A 16091-nucleotide genomic window follows, 5' to 3' on the forward strand; every position below is an offset into this window, starting at 1 on the left:
CTTGATCGAACCGGGCTTGGCCAAAACCTGCCCACGCTCGACGTCCTCGCGCTTGACGCCGCGCAGCAGAATCCCCACATTGTCGCCGGCCTGACCCTGGTCGAGCAATTTGCGGAACATCTCGACACCGGTAACCACGGTCTTGACCGTGGGCTTCATGCCGACAATCTCGACCTCCTCGCCGACCTTGACGATACCGCGCTCAACACGTCCGGTCACCACGGTGCCGCGACCAGAGATGGAAAAGNGGCTTCATGCCGACAATCTCGACCTCCTCGCCGACCTTGACGATACCGCGCTCAACACGTCCGGTCACCACGGTGCCGCGACCAGAGATGGAAAAGACGTCCTCGATGGGACACAAAAAGGGACGATCAATGGCACGCTCGGGCTCGGGAATATAACTGTCAACGGCAGCCATCAGTTCGAGAATGGCGCTCTTGCCGATCTCGTCGTCGCGACCTTCCAGCGCCGCCAGCGCCGAACCCTTGACGATGGGAATGTCGTCGCCGGGGAAATCGTAGACGCTCAGAAGCTCGCGAATCTCGAGCTCAACCAGCTCCAGCAGCTCCTCGTCGTCGACCATATCGACCTTGTTGAGAAACACCACCATGGCGGGCACGCCGACCTGACGGGCGAGCAGAATGTGCTCGCGGGTCTGGGGCATGGGACCGTCGGCGGCCGAAACCACCAGGATCGCGCCGTCCATCTGCGCCGCACCGGTGATCATGTTCTTGACGTAGTCGGCATGGCCGGGACAGTCAACGTGGGCATAGTGACGGTTCTCGGTCTGATATTCGACGTGGGCGGTGGCGATGGTGATGNGTGATGGCCGCGGTCAGGGTGGTCTTCCCATGGTCGACGTGGCCGATGGTGCCGATATTCACATGCGGTTTGTTTCTTTCGAATTTTGCTTTTGCCATGGGGACTACCCTCCTTGAAATCAGCCCTTAACCTTAGCGATCACTTCATCGGCAATCGCCTTGGGCACCGGTTCATAATGGTCGAAGGTCATGGTGTAGGTCGCACGCCCCTGAGTTGCGCTGCGCAAATCCGTGGCATAACCGAACATATTAGCCAAGGGAACATTGGCATTAATGACCTGCGCACTGCCGCGAGAGTCCATACCCATAATGCGCCCGCGACGACTACTAAGGTCGCCCATGACATCACCCATATACTCCTCGGGCACAACAACTTCGACGCTCATAACAGGCTCAAGCAGTACGGGTGCCGCCTTGGCCGCGCCCTCCTTGAAGCCCATGGAGCCGGCAATCTTGAATGCCATCTCGGAGGAGTCGACATCATGATAAGAACCATCGAAAACGGTAACCTGCACATCCACCAGGGGAAAGCCGGCGACAACACCATTCTGCGCGGCCTCTTCGGCCCCCTTGCCAACGGCGGGGATATATTCGCGAGGGATGACGCCACCCTTGATCTGATCAACAAACTTAAAGCCCGAACCCGGCTCAAGCGGCTCGATGCGCAACCAGCAATGGCCATACTGCCCACGCCCGCCGGACTGCCGGACGAACTTGCCCTCCACCTCGACATTGCGAGTGATCGTTTCCCGGTAAGCAACCTGGGGCGCGCCAATATTAGCCCCAACCTTGAATTCGCGCAACATCCGATCAACAATAATCTCGAGATGCAACTCGCCCATCCCGGAGAGAATGGTCTGGCCGGTCTCCTCATCGGTATGGATGCGCAAAGACGGGTCTTCCTGTCCCAATTTACCCAGGGCGACGCCCATCTTTTCCTGATCAGTCTTGGTCTTAGGCTCGACGGCAATACTGATGACCGGCTCGGGAAATTCCATGGCTTCAAGCAAACAAGGCGCCTTATCGTCACAGAGGGTGTCGCCGGTGGTTGTATACTTCAAGCCGACAGCTGCGGCGATGTCGCCAGAGTAGACCAACTTGATCTCTTCTCGCTTGTTGGCATGCATCTTAAGCAGACGGCCGAAACGCTCTTTTTTTTCTTTCGTCGTATTGATCACGCCGGCACCGGACTCGGCCACCCCGGAATACACCCGGAAGAAAGTCAGCTGCCCGACGAAAGGGTCGGTCATAATCTTGAAGGCCAAGGCCGCAAAGGGACCGCTGTCATCCGCAGGACGCGTGACCTCGGAACCATTATCCGGGTCGATTCCCTTGATGGGGGGAACATCCAAGGGCGAGGGCATGTAATCGATCACGGCATCGAGCAAGGTCTGCACACCCTTGTTCTTAAAAGACGAACCGCAAATAACCGGCACAAAAGCCAGGCCGAGAGTCGCCTTACGTATACCCGACTTGAGCTCGTCAACGGAAAGCTCCTCGCCGCCGAGATACTTCTCCATCAATGCGTCATCAACCGAGGAAACCTCTTCCAGAAGCTTCTCCCGGGCGGCCTGCGCCTCCTCGACCATATCAGCGGGAATGTCGGCAACCTCATACTTCGCGCCGAGAGATTCATCGTCCCACACGATCGCCCGCATTTCAACGAGATCGACCACGCCGCGAAAAGTATCTTCCTTGCCGATCGGCAGCTGCAAAGGCACAGGGTGCGCGCCAAGACGGTCCCGCATCATCTGCAGCCCGCGACCGAAGTCAGCACCCACGCGGTCCATCTTGTTAACGAAGGCCATACGCGGAACCTTGTACTTGTCAGCCTGCCTCCAGACCGTCTCGGACTGCGGCTCGACCCCACCCACGGAACAGAAAACCGCAATCGCCCCATCAAGAACGCGCAAGGAACGCTCAACCTCGATGGTAAAGTCGACGTGACCCGGCGTATCGATGATATTGATGCGATTCTCCCGCCAGAAGCAGGTTGTCGCCGCCGATGTGATGGTAATTCCACGCTCCTGCTCCTGGGCCATCCAATCCATGGTGGCCGCACCGTCATGCACCTCACCCAACTTGTGAGAAACACCCGTATAAAACAGAATACGTTCGGTCGTCGTCGTCTTGCCGGCATCGATATGCGCCATAATGCCGATATTGCGAGTTTTTTCCAGGGTTACCTGACGTGCCACAGCCTTATATCCTTCCAAATGCTAACGTGTTGTTTCGGCAAGACCTACCAGCGGTAGTGAGCGAATGCCTTGTTGGCCTCGGCCATGCGATGGGTATCCTCACGCTTCTTAACGGACGCACCGCGCGCATTCATAGCGTCGACAAGCTCGCCGGCAAGGCGTTCACGCATGGTCTTCTCACCCCGAGCGGCGGCATAAATCCTGATCCAACGCAGCGCCAGGGCGTTGCGACGATCATGCCGCACCTCAACCGGAACCTGATAAGTGGCGCCGCCAACGCGTCGCGACTTAACTTCCAACACCGGACGAACGTTCTCCACGGCCTTCTTAAAAATATCCAAAGGCTGCTCACCCGTGCGCTCAGCAGCCAGACCCAAGGCACCGTAAACGATCTGCTCCGCCGTACTTTTCTTCCCATTCAACATGACCGCATTGATAAACTTGGCCACCAACTGATCACCGAACTTGGGGTCAGGCAAAATCTGACGCTTGGCAACTTCTCTTCTTCTAGGCATGACGATTCCTCGGAATACTGATGGTTACTTGGGACGCTTGGCGCCGTACTTGGAACGACTCTTCATACGACCCTTGACACCAGCCAGGTCCAGAGACCCGCGCACGATGTGATAGCGCACACCCGGAAGGTCCTTCACGCGACCCCCGCGAATCAGAACCACGGAGTGCTCCTGAAGGTTGTGCCCAACCCCGGGAATATAAGAGGTCACAACAATGCCGTTGGTCAGGCGCACACGCGCCACCTTGCGCAACGCCGAGTTGGGCTTCTTCGGAGTCGTCGTATAGACACGGGTACAGACTCCACGTTTCTGCGGATTATTCTTAAGGGCCGGAGCGGTGGACTTCTTTTCCTTCTTCTGGCGCCCATTCCGTATCAGCTGATTAATGGTCGGCATCAAAAACTCCCAAAGTTTCTAAACGGTTAATCCTAAAGGGATTCAGCGGATTTTTCCAGGGAAAAAACCCGCTAACATTATCAATCGACCCCCCCTTTGTCAAGGTCTTTTTCGCGGGACCCGTGAAAAAGATTCAGCGACGAAAACGGCCCTCGCCGGAGGACCGTTTTCAGGGGGGTCGCGCTATGGTCTGCAAGGTTTATTCGCCGAGGATTTCCTCCTCGCTGGATTCGTCAACCTCATCGAGATCGAAGGGCTTCTCGACTTCGACGGGCTCCTCAATGAGCAGCTTGGCGGCTCGATATTTGGCCACTCCAGTCCCAGCCGGGATAAGCCGACCCATGATAACGTTTTCCTTGAGGCCGCGCAGGAAATCGATTTTGCCTTCAATGGCCGCCTGGGTCAACACCTTAGTGGTCTCCTGGAAAGAGGCCGCTGAGATAAAGGATTCGGTGGACAGTGACGCCTTGGTGATACCCAGCATGAGCGGTTCACCCACCGCGGGAAGTTTTCCTGCGGCCAGCATCCGGTCGTTTTCTTCCTCGAACTCGTAGCGATCGACCTGGTCGTCGAGAAGAAATTTGGTGTCGCCAACCTCTTTAATGCGAATGCGTTTGAGCATCTGGCGCACGATGGTTTCAATGTGCTTGTCGTTTATTTTTACGCCCTGAAGGCGGTAAACTTCCTGAACTTCGTCGACCAAGTATTTGGCCAACTCCTTTTCGCCCAGCACCCGCAAAATGTCGTGGGGGTTGCTTGAACCGTCCATCAGCATTTCGCCGGCCTTGACGTGGTCACCTTCATGAACGCTGATGTGCTTGCCTTTGGGGATCAGGTACTCCTTAGGCTCGCCGAACTCAGGCGTTACAATAACCTTGCGCTTGCCCTTGGAGTCCTTGCCGAAAGCCACGACTCCGTCAATTTCGGAAATGACGGCAAATTCTTTGGGCTTGCGCGCCTCGAACAACTCAGCGACACGCGGCAAGCCACCCGTGATGTCCTTAGTCTTGGTGGTTTCACGAGGAATTTTGGCCAACACGCCGCCTGCCTTGACCAGCGTATCGTCGGTCACGCTGATATTGGAGCCCACCGGAAGCATATAGCGGGCCGGTGCGCCATTGGGCAACTTGATGGTCTTGCCGGCTTCGTCCTTGAGTGTGATACGCGGACGCTTGTCGGGATCCTTGGACTCGATGACCACCTTGCGTGAAAGCCCGGTGACCTCGTCGAGTTGCTCCTCGATAGTGATCCCTTCGACCATGTCCCCAAAACGGACACGACCACTGATTTCCGTGAGAACCGGAATAGTATAGGGGTCCCACTCTGCGAGCAACGCGCCGGGCTTGACCGCACCGCCCTCGGGAATCGGCAGTTTGGCGCCGTAAACAACGCCGTAGCGTTCACGTTCACGCCCGGTTTCGTCAACCACGGCAATTTCGCCGTTGCGGTTCATGACCACATGGTTGCCCTGCTCATCAACGACGGTGTTGAGCTTGATGTATTTAATGGCTCCCTCGAAGCGAGCCTCGAGGGTCGTCTGCTCCGCGCGGCGGGAGGCGGTGCCGCCGACATGGAAGGTCCGCATGGTAAGCTGGGTACCCGGCTCGCCGATGGATTGAGCGGCAATAACACCGATGGCCTCGCCAAGATTGACCATGTGCCCACGGGCCAGGTCGCGCCCGTAACACAGGGCGCAGATCCCGCGGCGACTCTGACAGGTCAGCACCGAGCGGATCTTGAGCCGTTCAAGGCCGGCGGCCTCAATTTTCTCTACCAAACTTTCATCGATTTCAAGATTGGCCTCGACCAGCACCTCACCCGTCATGGGATCAAGCACATCCTCCAAAGCCACACGCCCGAGGATACGGTCGCCCAAGGGCTCAATAACCTCTCCCCCCTCGGTGAGTGATGCGATGGAAATGCCGTCCATGGTACCGCAGTCATCCTCGGTAATAATGGCGTCCTGGGCGACATCGACAAGGCGCCGCGTCAGATAACCGGAGTTGGCTGTCTTAAGCGCCGTGTCGGCCAGACCCTTGCGGGCACCGTGGGTCGAGATGAAATACTGCAGAACCGTGAGACCTTCACGGAAGTTTGCGGTGATCGGCGTCTCGATGATCTCACCCGAGGGCTTGGCCATCAAACCGCGCATCCCTGCCAGCTGCCGAATCTGCTGCGCGCTGCCGCGCGCTCCGGAGTCAGCCATCATATGGATGGCGTTGAAGGAGGGAACCTTGACCGACTCACCGTCCTCAGAAGTCAGCACATCGACGGACAAGTTGCTGAGCATGGTCTGAGCAATATCCTCGGTGCACTTGGCCCAGATATCGATGACCTTGTTATAGCGTTCACCGTCGGTAATAAGACCTTCGGTATATTGCTGCTGAATCTCCTTGACCGCTTCAACCGCTGAGGCGATACGCTCTTCCTTGGCCGCGGGGATGACCATGTCGTCAAGGCAGATGGAAATGCCGGCCAGCGTTGAAAAGCGATACCCGGTTTCCTTGAGTCGGTCGGCCAAGATAACCGTGTCCTTATTGCCGCACAATCGGAAACAGATATCGATAAGCTCCCCGACCTGTTTTTTTCCAAAAACGCGGTTGATTGCCTCAAACCCTATACCGGCAGGCACGACATCGAACAGAAGAATACGGCCCACAGTGGTGTCAACCATCTGTGGCTTCTCGCCGATGCGCAAGGGCACACGCACCTTGATTCTCGCTTGAAGATCGGCTTCGCCGGCATCGTAGGCAATACGCACCTCTTCCGGGTTGCTGAAACTCTGCCCTTCGCCCTTAACAAAGGCGCGCTCCCGGGTCATGTAATAGAGCCCGAGAACCATATCCTGTGAAGGAACGATGATCGGCTTGCCGCTGGCCGGAGACAGGATGTTGTTGGTCGACATCATCAAGACCCGCGCTTCAAGCTGGCTCTCAATAGACAAGGGCAAATGAACGGCCATCTGATCGCCGTCGAAGTCGGCGTTGAAAGCAGTACACACCAGAGGATGCAACTGGATCGCCTTGCCCTCGATGAGTACCGGCTCAAATGCCTGAATGCCGAGACGGTGCAGAGTCGGAGCGCGGTTGAGCATGACCGGGTGCTCTTTGATCACCTCGTCAAGCACGTCCCAAACCTCGGGTTTTTCCTTCTCGACCAGTTTTTTGGCGCTTTTGATAGTGGTGCAGTAGCCTCTTTCCTCCAACTTGTTGTAGATGAAGGGCTTGAACAGCTCCAGGGCCATCTTTTTAGGAAGACCGCACTGGTGCATTTTGAGTTCTGGGCCGACGACGATAACCGAACGTCCCGAGTAATCAACACGCTTGCCGAGAAGGTTTTGGCGGAATCGCCCACCCTTGCCCTTAAGCATGTCGGAGAGCGATTTCAGCGGCCGCTTATTGGGACCGGTGATGGCGCGTCCCCGCCGTCCGTTATCGAACAGCGCATCGACGGATTCCTGCAGCATGCGCTTTTCGTTGCGGATGATCACTTCGGGCGCACGCAGTTCGATGAGGCGCTTGAGTCGGTTGTTGCGGTTGATAACGCGCCGGTAAAGATCATTGAGGTCCGAAGTGGCGAAGCGTCCACCATCCAGGGGCACCAAGGGCCGCAGCTCCGGCGGCAGGACCGGAAGGGTTTCGAGAATCATCCATTCGGGACGATTGCCGCTGGCGCGAAAAGCCTCGACAACCTTGAGGCGTTTGGCCATTTTTTTACGCTTAGCCTCGCTTGCGGCCTCGCGCATCTCCTGGCGCAACTCGACAGAAAGCGATTCAAGTTCGAGTCCAGACAGAAGTTCACGAATACCCTCAGCCCCCATGCTGGCTGAGAATTGCCCGGCGAATTCCTCCATCGCCTCGCGATACTTGTCCTCGGTCAGCAATTGGCCGGCGGTCAGTCCCGTGTCCCCGCCATCAAGCACCACGTAGGCCTCGAAATACAGAACCTTCTCCAGCTCCTTTAGAGTCATGTCTAGAAGAGTCCCGATACGGGAAGGCAGAGATTTCAGAAACCAGATATGCGCGACCGGGCAAGCCAGATCGATATGCCCGAGGCGTTCGCGGCGCACCTTGCTCGGGATGACTTCCACCCCGCACTTCTCACACACGATGCCGCGATGCTTCATGCGCTTGTATTTTCCGCAGTTACATTCGTAATCCTTGGTCGGCCCAAAAATCTTAGCGCAAAACAGGCCGTCGCGTTCAGGCTTGAAGGTGCGATAGTTTATCGTTTCGGGCTTTTTGACTTCACCAAAGGAGCGCTCACGAATCTTGTCCGGTGAGGACACCGAGAGACGAATGGCATTAAAACTCAGCGGATCCTTAGGGGTCTCAAAAAGGCTGAAGATATCTTCCAAGACACATCCTCCTTGTAGGATGGGGTTTATTCTTCTTCTTCCTCAAGAAGTTCGACGTCGAGGCACAGCGACTGCAATTCCTTGATCAGCACGTTGAAGGATTCGGGCAGTCCCGCCTCCAGGGTGTGCTTGCCTTTGACGATCGACTCGTAAATACGGGTACGACCGGCAACATCGTCGGATTTGACGGTAAGGAACTCTTGCAGGGCATGCGCCGCGCCATAGGCCTCCATCGCCCATACTTCCATCTCTCCGAGGCGCTGACCCCCGAACTGGGCCTTGCCGCCCAAAGGCTGCTGAGTAACCAGGCTGTAAGGTCCGATACTCCGTGCATGGATTTTGTCATCGACCAGGTGGTGCAGTTTGAGCATATACATGATACCAACGGTGACCTGCTCCTTGAACGCCTCGCCGGTCTTGCCGTCATGCAGAGTCACCTGCCCCGAGGTGGGACAATCGGCGCGCGAAAGGGCATCCTTAACCAATGCCTCCGGAACCCCTTCAAAGACGGGGGATGCCATCGGAATCCCACTCGAAAGCCGGCGCGCCAGAGCCAGAGTGTCTTCATCGGTAAGTTCATCGATAAAGACGCTGGTCTCCTTGTCGTCATAGGCAGTCTTGATCTTGTCCTTGAGCTGCGCTATTCCGAACTTCTCCTCAAGCGCCGCCTGAATTTGCAGACCAAGTCCACGGGCTGCAAGCCCCAGGTGGGTCTCAAGAATCTGTCCGACGTTCATACGGGAAGGCACACCAAGGGGATTGAGGACGATCTCAACCGGCGTTCCGTCAGCCATATACGGCATGTCCTCTTCGGGCAGGACCCGCGAAAGCACACCCTTGTTACCGTGACGTCCGGCCATCTTGTCGCCGACCTGCAGCTTGCGCTTGATGGCAATATAAACCTTGACCATCTTGATCACGCCTGGCGGCAGATCGTCCCCCCGCTTGATTTTTTCAATCTTATCGGCAAATACGCCACGAATAAGGTCCTCGCGCTCGCGAAGGCGCCGCAGCAATTCGGCAAGCTTTTCCTCCGCCTCGTCGGCGCCGGTCAGGGACAGTTCAGCCCAGCGTACCACGGGGATACGCATCAGGGCGTCCTCATTGATCTTCACCCCTTTGCCAAGCAGAACATTGCCCTTATCGTCGGTAATGGTTACGGCCGATGTCTGGCCGAGAAGAATATTGCGCAACTTGGCTCGGGCCGAATTGCGGATAATGCGGATTTCATCGTCCTGATCCTTGAGCAGCTTGTCGATCTCAGACTTCTCGATGATTTCGGTACGACTGTCCTTGTCGGCGCCTTTGCGCGAAAACACCCGTGCGCCGATGACGACCCCCTCAACCCCGGGCGGAACCCGCAGCGAGGTATCGCGCACATCGCCGGCTTTTTCCCCGAAAATAGCGCGCAACAATTTTTCTTCAGGCGAAAGCTGAGTTTCCCCTTTGGGGGTTATCTTTCCGACCATGATATCGCCGGGGCCAACCTCAGCCCCGATGCGAATGATGCCGCTCTCGTCGAGATTGGCCAAGGCATCTTCACCCAGATTCGGAATGTCGTTGGTGATTTCCTCTTTCCCCAGCTTTGTGTCGCGAGCGACGCACTCGAATTCTTCGATGTGAATGGAGGTATAGCGGTCTTCCTTAACCAGCTTTTCGGAAATCAGAATCGAGTCCTCGAAATTGTACCCTTCCCAAGGCATGAAAGCGACCAACACATTCTGCCCCAGAGCAAGCTCACCCCATTCCGTTGAAGGGCCGTCGGCAATGATGTCGCCGCGTTTGACGCGATTGCCGACACGGACGATGGGCTTCTGATTAAGGCATGTATTCTGGTTGGAACGGGCGAACTTGATCAGGTTGTATATATCAACACCCGTACCTGTTTCATCAACCTCGTTCTCGTCAATCTTTACAACGATGCGTGCGGCGTCGACCGTTTCGACCACGCCGTTATGGCGAGCCACAACCGAGGCGCCCGAGTCATGAGCAACAATCCGCTCCATGCCGGTACCCACGAGTGGCGCATCGGAACGCAACAGCGGCACGGCCTGGCGCTGCATATTGGAACCCATCAGGGCACGATTGGCATCGTCATTTTCGAGAAAAGGAATCAACGAAGCCGCGACCGACACCAACTGTTTGGGCGAGACATCCATCAACTCGATGTCTTCGCGATTGGCCATAATAAATTCGCCATTCTTGCGCGCCGTAACCAGTTCGTTCTGAAAACGGTCATCATCGGTCAAGGGTGCGTTGGCCTGTGCAATTGCGTGGTTTTCTTCTTCCAGGGCCGAGAAATACTTGATTTCGCTACTTACCTGACCGTCATGTACAATACGGTAGGGCGTTTCAACAAACCCGTATTCGTTAATCCTGGCATAGGTTGAAAGCGAAGCGATCAGACCGATGTTGGGACCCTCGGGAGTTTCAATAGGACATACGCGACCATAGTGGGTCGGGTGTACGTCACGCACCTCAAAGCCGGCGCGTTCGCGCGTCAAACCACCGGGTCCAAGAGCAGAGAGACGCCGCTTGTGGGTGATTTCCGACAGAGGGTTGGTCTGGTCCATGAACTGGGACAGCTGTGAAGAGCCGAAAAATTCTTTCACCACCGCGGAGACCGGCTTGGAATTGACCAGGTCATGAGGCATGAGACTATCAACATCTTGAAGACTCATCCGTTCCTTGATGGCCCGCTCCATGCGCACCAACCCAATGCGGTACTGATTTTCAAGCAACTCGCCAACAGTACGAACCCGGCGATTACCCAGATGGTCGATATCATCGATTGCGCCTTTACCGTTGCGCATATCAATGAGATAACGCACCACCTCAAGGATGTCTTCCTTGGTTAGCGTCGTATGTTCGAGGGGGGTATCGAGTCCAAGCTTGTAGTTGAGCTTGAGGCGACCTACCGTCGAAAGATCATAACGTTCCGGATTGAAGAACAGACTGTCAAACAAATTGGTCGCACTCTTGAGAGTGGGAGGATCGCCCGGACGCAGCCGCCGAAAGATTTCGATGATCGCCTCTTCGCTACCAGCGATCTTGTCGACCAGGAGTGTTTCACGCAGGTAAGGGCCCACGTAAAGATTGTCGATAAAGAGCACACTGAACTCATTGAGGCCACGACTGCGCAGTTCTTCGAGGCGCGGAGCCGTAAGCTCATCGTTGCACTCGACGATAACCTCTCCGGTGGCGGAGTCGACAATATCCGTCGACACAAACTTGCCAAGGACGCTCTCCTCGCTCAGGGGAATGAATTCAATCCCGGCATCGGCGATTTTGCGCACCGCGGCTTTTGTAAACTTGCGGCTCTCGCGAACAATAATTTCGCCGGCGGCGTCGACAACATCGCGATCGGCACGCTGGCCAAGGAGCAGGTTGACGTTGACGCGCTTTTTATAGCCCTCGCCGTCCCAGACAATCTCTTCGACATCGTAATAATAATTGAGCAGCTCTTCGGCAGTATAGCCGAGAGCCTTGAGCAGCACCGTAGCGGGCAGTTTGCGCCGCCGGTCGATACGCACCCAAATGATATCTTTATGATCAAAGTCGAAATCGAGCCAGGATCCGCGATAGGGAATGACGCGCGCGTTATAGAGGATCTTGCCGCTAGCGTGGGTTTTCCCCTTATCATGGTCAAAAAACACCCCCGGGGAGCGGTGCAACTGGCTGACAATGACTCTTTCTGTCCCGTTAATGATGAAGGTTCCGTTATCGGTCATCAGGGGAATTTCCCCAAAATAGACTTCTTGCTCTTTAATATCGCGAATCGACTGGACACCGGAATCCTTATCGACATCCCAGGACACCAGCCGAACCTTGACTTTCATCGGGGCGGCGAAGGTCATGCCGCGCTGATGACATTCTTCCACATCGTACTTGGGCGTACCGAGTCCATAGGAAACATATTCGAGAGAACAGGTCTCACTGAAATCACGAATCGGAAAAACGGAGCGAAAAACGGCTTCAAGGCCTGTATTTCGGCGCGCCGAAGGAGGCAGCTCCGCCTGGAGGAAACGCTTGTAGGAATTCTTCTGTATCTCGATAAGGTTGGGGATATCAATAACCCGCGTAACCTCGGTGAAATGTTTCCTCAGAAGCTGGTTATTCGCAACGGAATAAGCCATGTTTTCTCCTTTGAGTGAAGAAAGTAGAACAGCCAAGGCCGCACACGGCGACCTTGGCTTTGGCCTGCTTGATGCAGAGAAATGTTCAAACTACTTGAGTTCGACGCCGGCACCAGCTTCTTCGAGCTGCTTCTTGAGGTCTTCGGCTTCGGCCTTGGTCAGGCCCTGCTTGACCGGCTGAGGAGCCCCTTCGACCAGATCCTTGGCTTCCTTGAGACCGAGGCCGGTAATGGCGCGAACAACCTTGATGACATTGATTTTTTTGTCGCCGACAGTGGTCAGGACAACGTCAAATTCGTCTTTTTCCTCGACAGGGGCGGCAGCGCCGGCCCCGGGAGCGGCGGCCACGGCAACGGGCGCGGCTGCGGACACGCCGAACTTGTCTTCAAGCTCTTTGACCAATTCAGCCAGTTCCAGAACGCTCATGTTTTCGATGAAAGAGATAACCTGATCTTTAGTGATGTCTGCCATGGTACTTATATCCTCCATAATAGGTCTTTTTAGTCAGATAGCCGGATCCGAGATCAGGCAGCTTTTTTCTCTTGAATTGCACCAAGCACCTGCACCAGTGAACGGGGCACGGCCGCCAGGACACCGACAAAGTTGCTAACCGGGGCATTAATCGAGCCGAGCATTTTGGCAAGAAGAACTTCGCGGCTGGGCAGGTCCGCCAGAGCCTTGATGTCTTCAACGCTCAGGCGTTTTCCCTCAAGGGCGCCGGCCTTCAACTGAAACTTCTCGTTGTTTTTGGCGAATTCGCTCAACACTTTGGCCGGCGCAACCGGATCACCGCTGGCCAAGGCCATGGCCGTGGGGCCGGAAAGCTCAGCGTCAAGGCACTCAACCGTAGTTCCCTTGGCGGCAAGGCGCAACAAGGTGTTCTTAACCACCCGGTACTCCGCTCCGGCATTGCGCAACTCGACACGCAACTGGTTGAGCTTCTCGACATTGAGACCTCGATAATCCGCAAGAAACGCTGCTTTTACGGAAACGAGTTGTTCGGCCAGATCGGCCACCATTTTTTCCTTACTGCTTCTGTCCAATGTCTCTCCTCCTTTCTTTAAGAATTCACGGATGCTTGGCACACCCGTTTTTTTCCCGCAGGGCCGGGGAGAGACGAAACAAATCGCCACACCCTCTCCTAGCCTCGGCAGGGGTCGCCAGCGACATTAAACGCGCGTACTGCGTCCCTGCTGTCTTTGACCCTGAGCGAGTGAAACCATTAGAAACCTGAAAAGCGTCAACCAATGCTATTTGACAAGCGCCTGAACCGCAGGCACATCGACACCGACACCGGGACCCATGGTACTGGAGATACTGATTTTGCGCAGGTACGTACCCTTGGAGGTAGCCGGCTTGGCCTTAACCAAGGCATCCACCAGACTAAGGATGTTTTCCTGAAGTTGCTGGACCTCAAAAGAAACCTTGCCGACGGGCGCATGTACGATTCCCGCCTTTTCAACCCGATACTCAACCTTGCCGGACTTGGACTCACGCACCGCACGTCCAACATCAAGCGTTACGGTTCCAACCTTAGGGTTGGGCATAAGACCGCGAGGACCGAGAATGCGGCCGATCTTGCCCACGGTGCCCATCATGTCAGGGGTCGCGATAGCAGTATCGAACTCAAACCAACCCTCCTGAATCTTAGCCACCAGATCGTCGGCGCCAACAAAGTCGGCTCCGGCGTCGCGTGCTTCCTGAGCTTTTTCGCCCTTGGCGAAAACCAGAACCCGCACGTCCTTGCCGAGGCCGTTGGGCAACACCACGGCACCACGCACCATCTGGTCGGCCTTGCGGGGGTCTACGCCAAGCTTGACCACGACATCGACGGTTTCGTCGAATTTTGCCCAAGCCGTTTCCTTGACCAGACGCAAAGCATCCTCAATCCCGTAACCCAGGGAGCGGTCAATCTTCGTTTTTGCTTCCTTGTGCTTTTTTCCGTTTGCCATTGTGTTCAACTCCCGCTTAGGCGAACTTTCAAGCGACCTCGAGGCCCATGCTGCGCGCGGTACCTTCAACGGTACGCACGGCGGCATCGAGGTCGAAACAATTAAGATCGGGCATCTTGATTTTAGCAATCTCAACGACCTGGTCCCGCGTTACCTTGCCAACTTTGTTCTTATTGGGCACGCCTGAACCTTTCGGCACCTTGGCGGCCTTCAAGAGCAGGACGGCCGCCGGCGGGGTCTTGGTGATGAATGTGAAAGAACGGTCAGCATAGACCGTAATCACCACCGGGGTGACCATCCCATCCTGATCCTGGGTTCTGGCATTGAACGCCTTGCAGAACTCCATGATATTGACCCCATGCTGGCCGAGTGCGGGACCAACGGGGGGCGAGGGATTCGCTTTTCCGGCGGGAATCTGTAGCTTAATTTGACCGGTAATCTTCTTGGCCATGGATGTTTCTCCTTAAACCCCTGAGATTGCTTAACCAGCGAAAATTCAGCTGGTTTTTTCCACTTGGATAAATTCGAGCTCGACAGGTGTGGTTCGGCCGAAAATACTGACCATAACCTTCAACTTGCCCCTGTCGGGCTTAACGTCTTCAACCACACCAGTGAAGTTGAGAAAGGGCCCATCGACAACGCGCACAGTTTCTCCAACCTCAAATGCCACCTTGGGTTTGGGCCGTTCGACCCCTTCCTCCATACGACTGGTGATCTTGGCGACTTCTTCATCTGGAATAGCTGGCGGGTTATTGGCGCCTCCGACAAAACCGGTCACTTTCGGCGTATCCTTGACGACATGCCAGGTTTCGCTATTCAGCTCCATCTGCACAAGTATATAGCCAGGGAAAAATTTACGCTGCGAGGTTTTACGCTCGCCTTTGCGCAACTCGACCACCGTTTCCGAGGGAATCAACACCTCACCGAACATCTCTTCGGCGCCCAGCAGACGTATCCGCTCTTCCAGGTTGGCCTTGACCTTATTCTCATACCCGGAATAGGTATGTACTCCGTACCACTTCTTTTCCATATCGACCCCCGACCCCCTACCTGAGAAACATCTTGACGACGTTCGCCAGCATCCAGTCGACGGTCCCCAGAAAGACGGTAATAAACAGAACCAGGACAATGACCACGGTGGTCGAGGCGTAGGTCTCCTTGCGCGTCGGCCAGGTTACCTTTTTAAGCTCAGCCTTGACATGGTTGAGAAATTCGGTCGTTTTATTCAGCACTATGATCTAACCTCACAGAGGATGGCTCGCAAAACTGGCAGGCCAGGAGGGATTCGAACCCCCAACACCCGGTTTTGGAGACCGGTGCTCTAGCCGTTAGAGCTACTGGCCTGCATACAAAAAGCCACAGCGACCTGTGGCTCTTTGCGACAAACATGAGTCAACTACTTGGTTTCGCGATGAACCGTATGCTTCCGATCAAACCGGCAGTACTTTTTGAACTCCAGCTTGTCGGGCGTGTTTTTTTTATTCTTAGTGGTTGTGTAGTTACGCCGCTTGCATTCAGTGCAAGCCAATGTCACGATATCCCGCATGTCATTTTCCTCGACCCCCTCCCCGACTTGCCGGAAAAAAGGGGTCTGCGATGAGTTGAGCTTTATTCGATAATGTCGCTGACGACTCCGGCGCCGACAGTGCGGCCACCTTCACGAATCGCAAAGCGCAGTTCTTTGTCCATGGCGATGGGAGTGATCAGGTTGAC

Annotated in this window: 13 protein-coding genes, 1 tRNA gene and 2 pseudogenes; all 16 read right to left on the reverse strand. The window is 55.6% G+C overall.

Translation table 11 applies throughout. The annotated features are described in order from the left end of the window. Positions 1-246 (reverse strand): annotated as a pseudogene (locus GFER_RS19455) (EF-Tu/IF-2/RF-3 family GTPase); the annotation flags it as partial. Beyond that, a pseudogene (locus tag GFER_RS17110) lies at positions 203-923 on the reverse strand (GTP-binding protein). The pseudogenes GFER_RS19455 and GFER_RS17110, both read right to left, overlap by 44 nt. Before the next feature lie 20 nt (positions 924-943). After that, on the reverse strand, positions 944-3022 hold the full coding sequence (gene fusA / locus GFER_RS17115; RefSeq protein WP_040101284.1) for an elongation factor G: 2079 nt from the start codon (positions 3020-3022) through the stop codon (positions 944-946). A 44-nt stretch (positions 3023-3066) separates the two neighbouring features. Further along, complete coding sequence (gene rpsG / locus GFER_RS17120) at positions 3067-3537, reverse strand: 30S ribosomal protein S7 (RefSeq protein ID WP_040101285.1); 471 nt, start codon at positions 3535-3537, stop codon at positions 3067-3069. Between the two features lie 24 nt (positions 3538-3561). Further along, positions 3562-3933, reverse strand: a complete 372-nt coding sequence (rpsL, locus tag GFER_RS17125; RefSeq protein ID WP_040101286.1) for a 30S ribosomal protein S12 — start codon at positions 3931-3933, stop codon at positions 3562-3564. Between the two features lie 199 nt (positions 3934-4132). Beyond that, positions 4133-8290 (reverse strand): DNA-directed RNA polymerase subunit beta', encoded by a 4158-nt coding sequence (gene rpoC / locus GFER_RS17130; protein ID WP_040101287.1) that lies wholly within the window; start codon positions 8288-8290, stop codon positions 4133-4135. 26 nt (positions 8291-8316) lie between these two features. Then, the gene (gene rpoB / locus GFER_RS17135; protein WP_040101288.1) at positions 8317-12426 is read right to left on the reverse strand and encodes a DNA-directed RNA polymerase subunit beta; all 4110 of its coding nucleotides are present in this window, start codon (positions 12424-12426) and stop codon (positions 8317-8319) included. Positions 12427-12516: 90 nt separating this feature from the next. Next, on the reverse strand, positions 12517-12897 hold the full coding sequence (rplL, locus tag GFER_RS17140) for a 50S ribosomal protein L7/L12 (protein ID WP_040101289.1): 381 nt from the start codon (positions 12895-12897) through the stop codon (positions 12517-12519). Between the two features lie 53 nt (positions 12898-12950). Next, a complete protein-coding gene (rplJ, locus tag GFER_RS17145) occupies positions 12951-13469 on the reverse strand; it encodes a 50S ribosomal protein L10 (protein WP_040101290.1) in 519 nt (172 codons plus the stop codon). A 207-nt stretch (positions 13470-13676) separates the two neighbouring features. Next, positions 13677-14378, reverse strand: a complete 702-nt coding sequence (gene rplA / locus GFER_RS17150; protein WP_040101291.1) for a 50S ribosomal protein L1 — start codon at positions 14376-14378, stop codon at positions 13677-13679. 28 nt (positions 14379-14406) lie between these two features. Continuing rightward, the gene (gene rplK / locus GFER_RS17155) at positions 14407-14829 is read right to left on the reverse strand and encodes a 50S ribosomal protein L11 (RefSeq protein WP_040101292.1); all 423 of its coding nucleotides are present in this window, start codon (positions 14827-14829) and stop codon (positions 14407-14409) included. A gap of 45 nt (positions 14830-14874) precedes the next feature. After that, positions 14875-15408, reverse strand: coding sequence for a transcription termination/antitermination protein NusG (gene nusG / locus GFER_RS17160; protein ID WP_040101293.1), 534 nt, complete (start codon positions 15406-15408; stop codon positions 14875-14877). 16 nt (positions 15409-15424) lie between these two features. Beyond that, positions 15425-15610, reverse strand: coding sequence for a preprotein translocase subunit SecE (gene secE / locus GFER_RS17165; protein ID WP_040101294.1), 186 nt, complete (start codon positions 15608-15610; stop codon positions 15425-15427). Positions 15611-15645: 35 nt separating this feature from the next. Beyond that, positions 15646-15722: transfer RNA gene (locus GFER_RS17170), tRNA-Trp, on the reverse strand. 52 nt (positions 15723-15774) lie between these two features. Beyond that, entirely contained in the window at positions 15775-15924 is a 150-nt protein-coding gene (gene rpmG / locus GFER_RS17175) for a 50S ribosomal protein L33 (protein WP_040101295.1), read from the reverse strand. Positions 15925-15986: 62 nt separating this feature from the next. Continuing rightward, positions 15987-16091: EF-Tu C-terminal domain-related protein (locus GFER_RS18445; RefSeq protein WP_152611432.1), on the reverse strand; the 105-nt coding region annotated here is incomplete at its 5' end.

Source organism: Geoalkalibacter ferrihydriticus DSM 17813 (assembly GCF_000820505.1).
In the GTDB taxonomy this organism is placed as follows: Bacteria; Desulfobacterota; Desulfuromonadia; order Desulfuromonadales; family Geoalkalibacteraceae; genus Geoalkalibacter; species Geoalkalibacter ferrihydriticus.

Bases quoted from the DNA above. Each gene is read 5' to 3' on its own strand.
- rpsG (WP_040101285.1), bottom strand. From the start codon at position 3,537: ATGCCTAGAAGAAGAGAAGTTGCCAAGCGTCAGATTTTGCCTGACCCC.
- rpsL (WP_040101286.1), bottom strand. From the start codon at position 3,933: ATGCCGACCATTAATCAGCTGATACGGAATGGGCGCCAGAAGAAGGAA.
- rpoB (WP_040101288.1), bottom strand. From the start codon at position 12,426: ATGGCTTATTCCGTTGCGAATAACCAGCTTCTGAGGAAACATTTCACC.
- rplL (WP_040101289.1), bottom strand. From the start codon at position 12,897: ATGGCAGACATCACTAAAGATCAGGTTATCTCTTTCATCGAAAACATG.
- rplA (WP_040101291.1), bottom strand. From the start codon at position 14,378: ATGGCAAACGGAAAAAAGCACAAGGAAGCAAAAACGAAGATTGACCGC.
- rplK (WP_040101292.1), bottom strand. From the start codon at position 14,829: ATGGCCAAGAAGATTACCGGTCAAATTAAGCTACAGATTCCCGCCGGA.
- nusG (WP_040101293.1), bottom strand. From the start codon at position 15,408: ATGGAAAAGAAGTGGTACGGAGTACATACCTATTCCGGGTATGAGAAT.
- rpmG (WP_040101295.1), bottom strand. From the start codon at position 15,924: ATGCGGGATATCGTGACATTGGCTTGCACTGAATGCAAGCGGCGTAAC.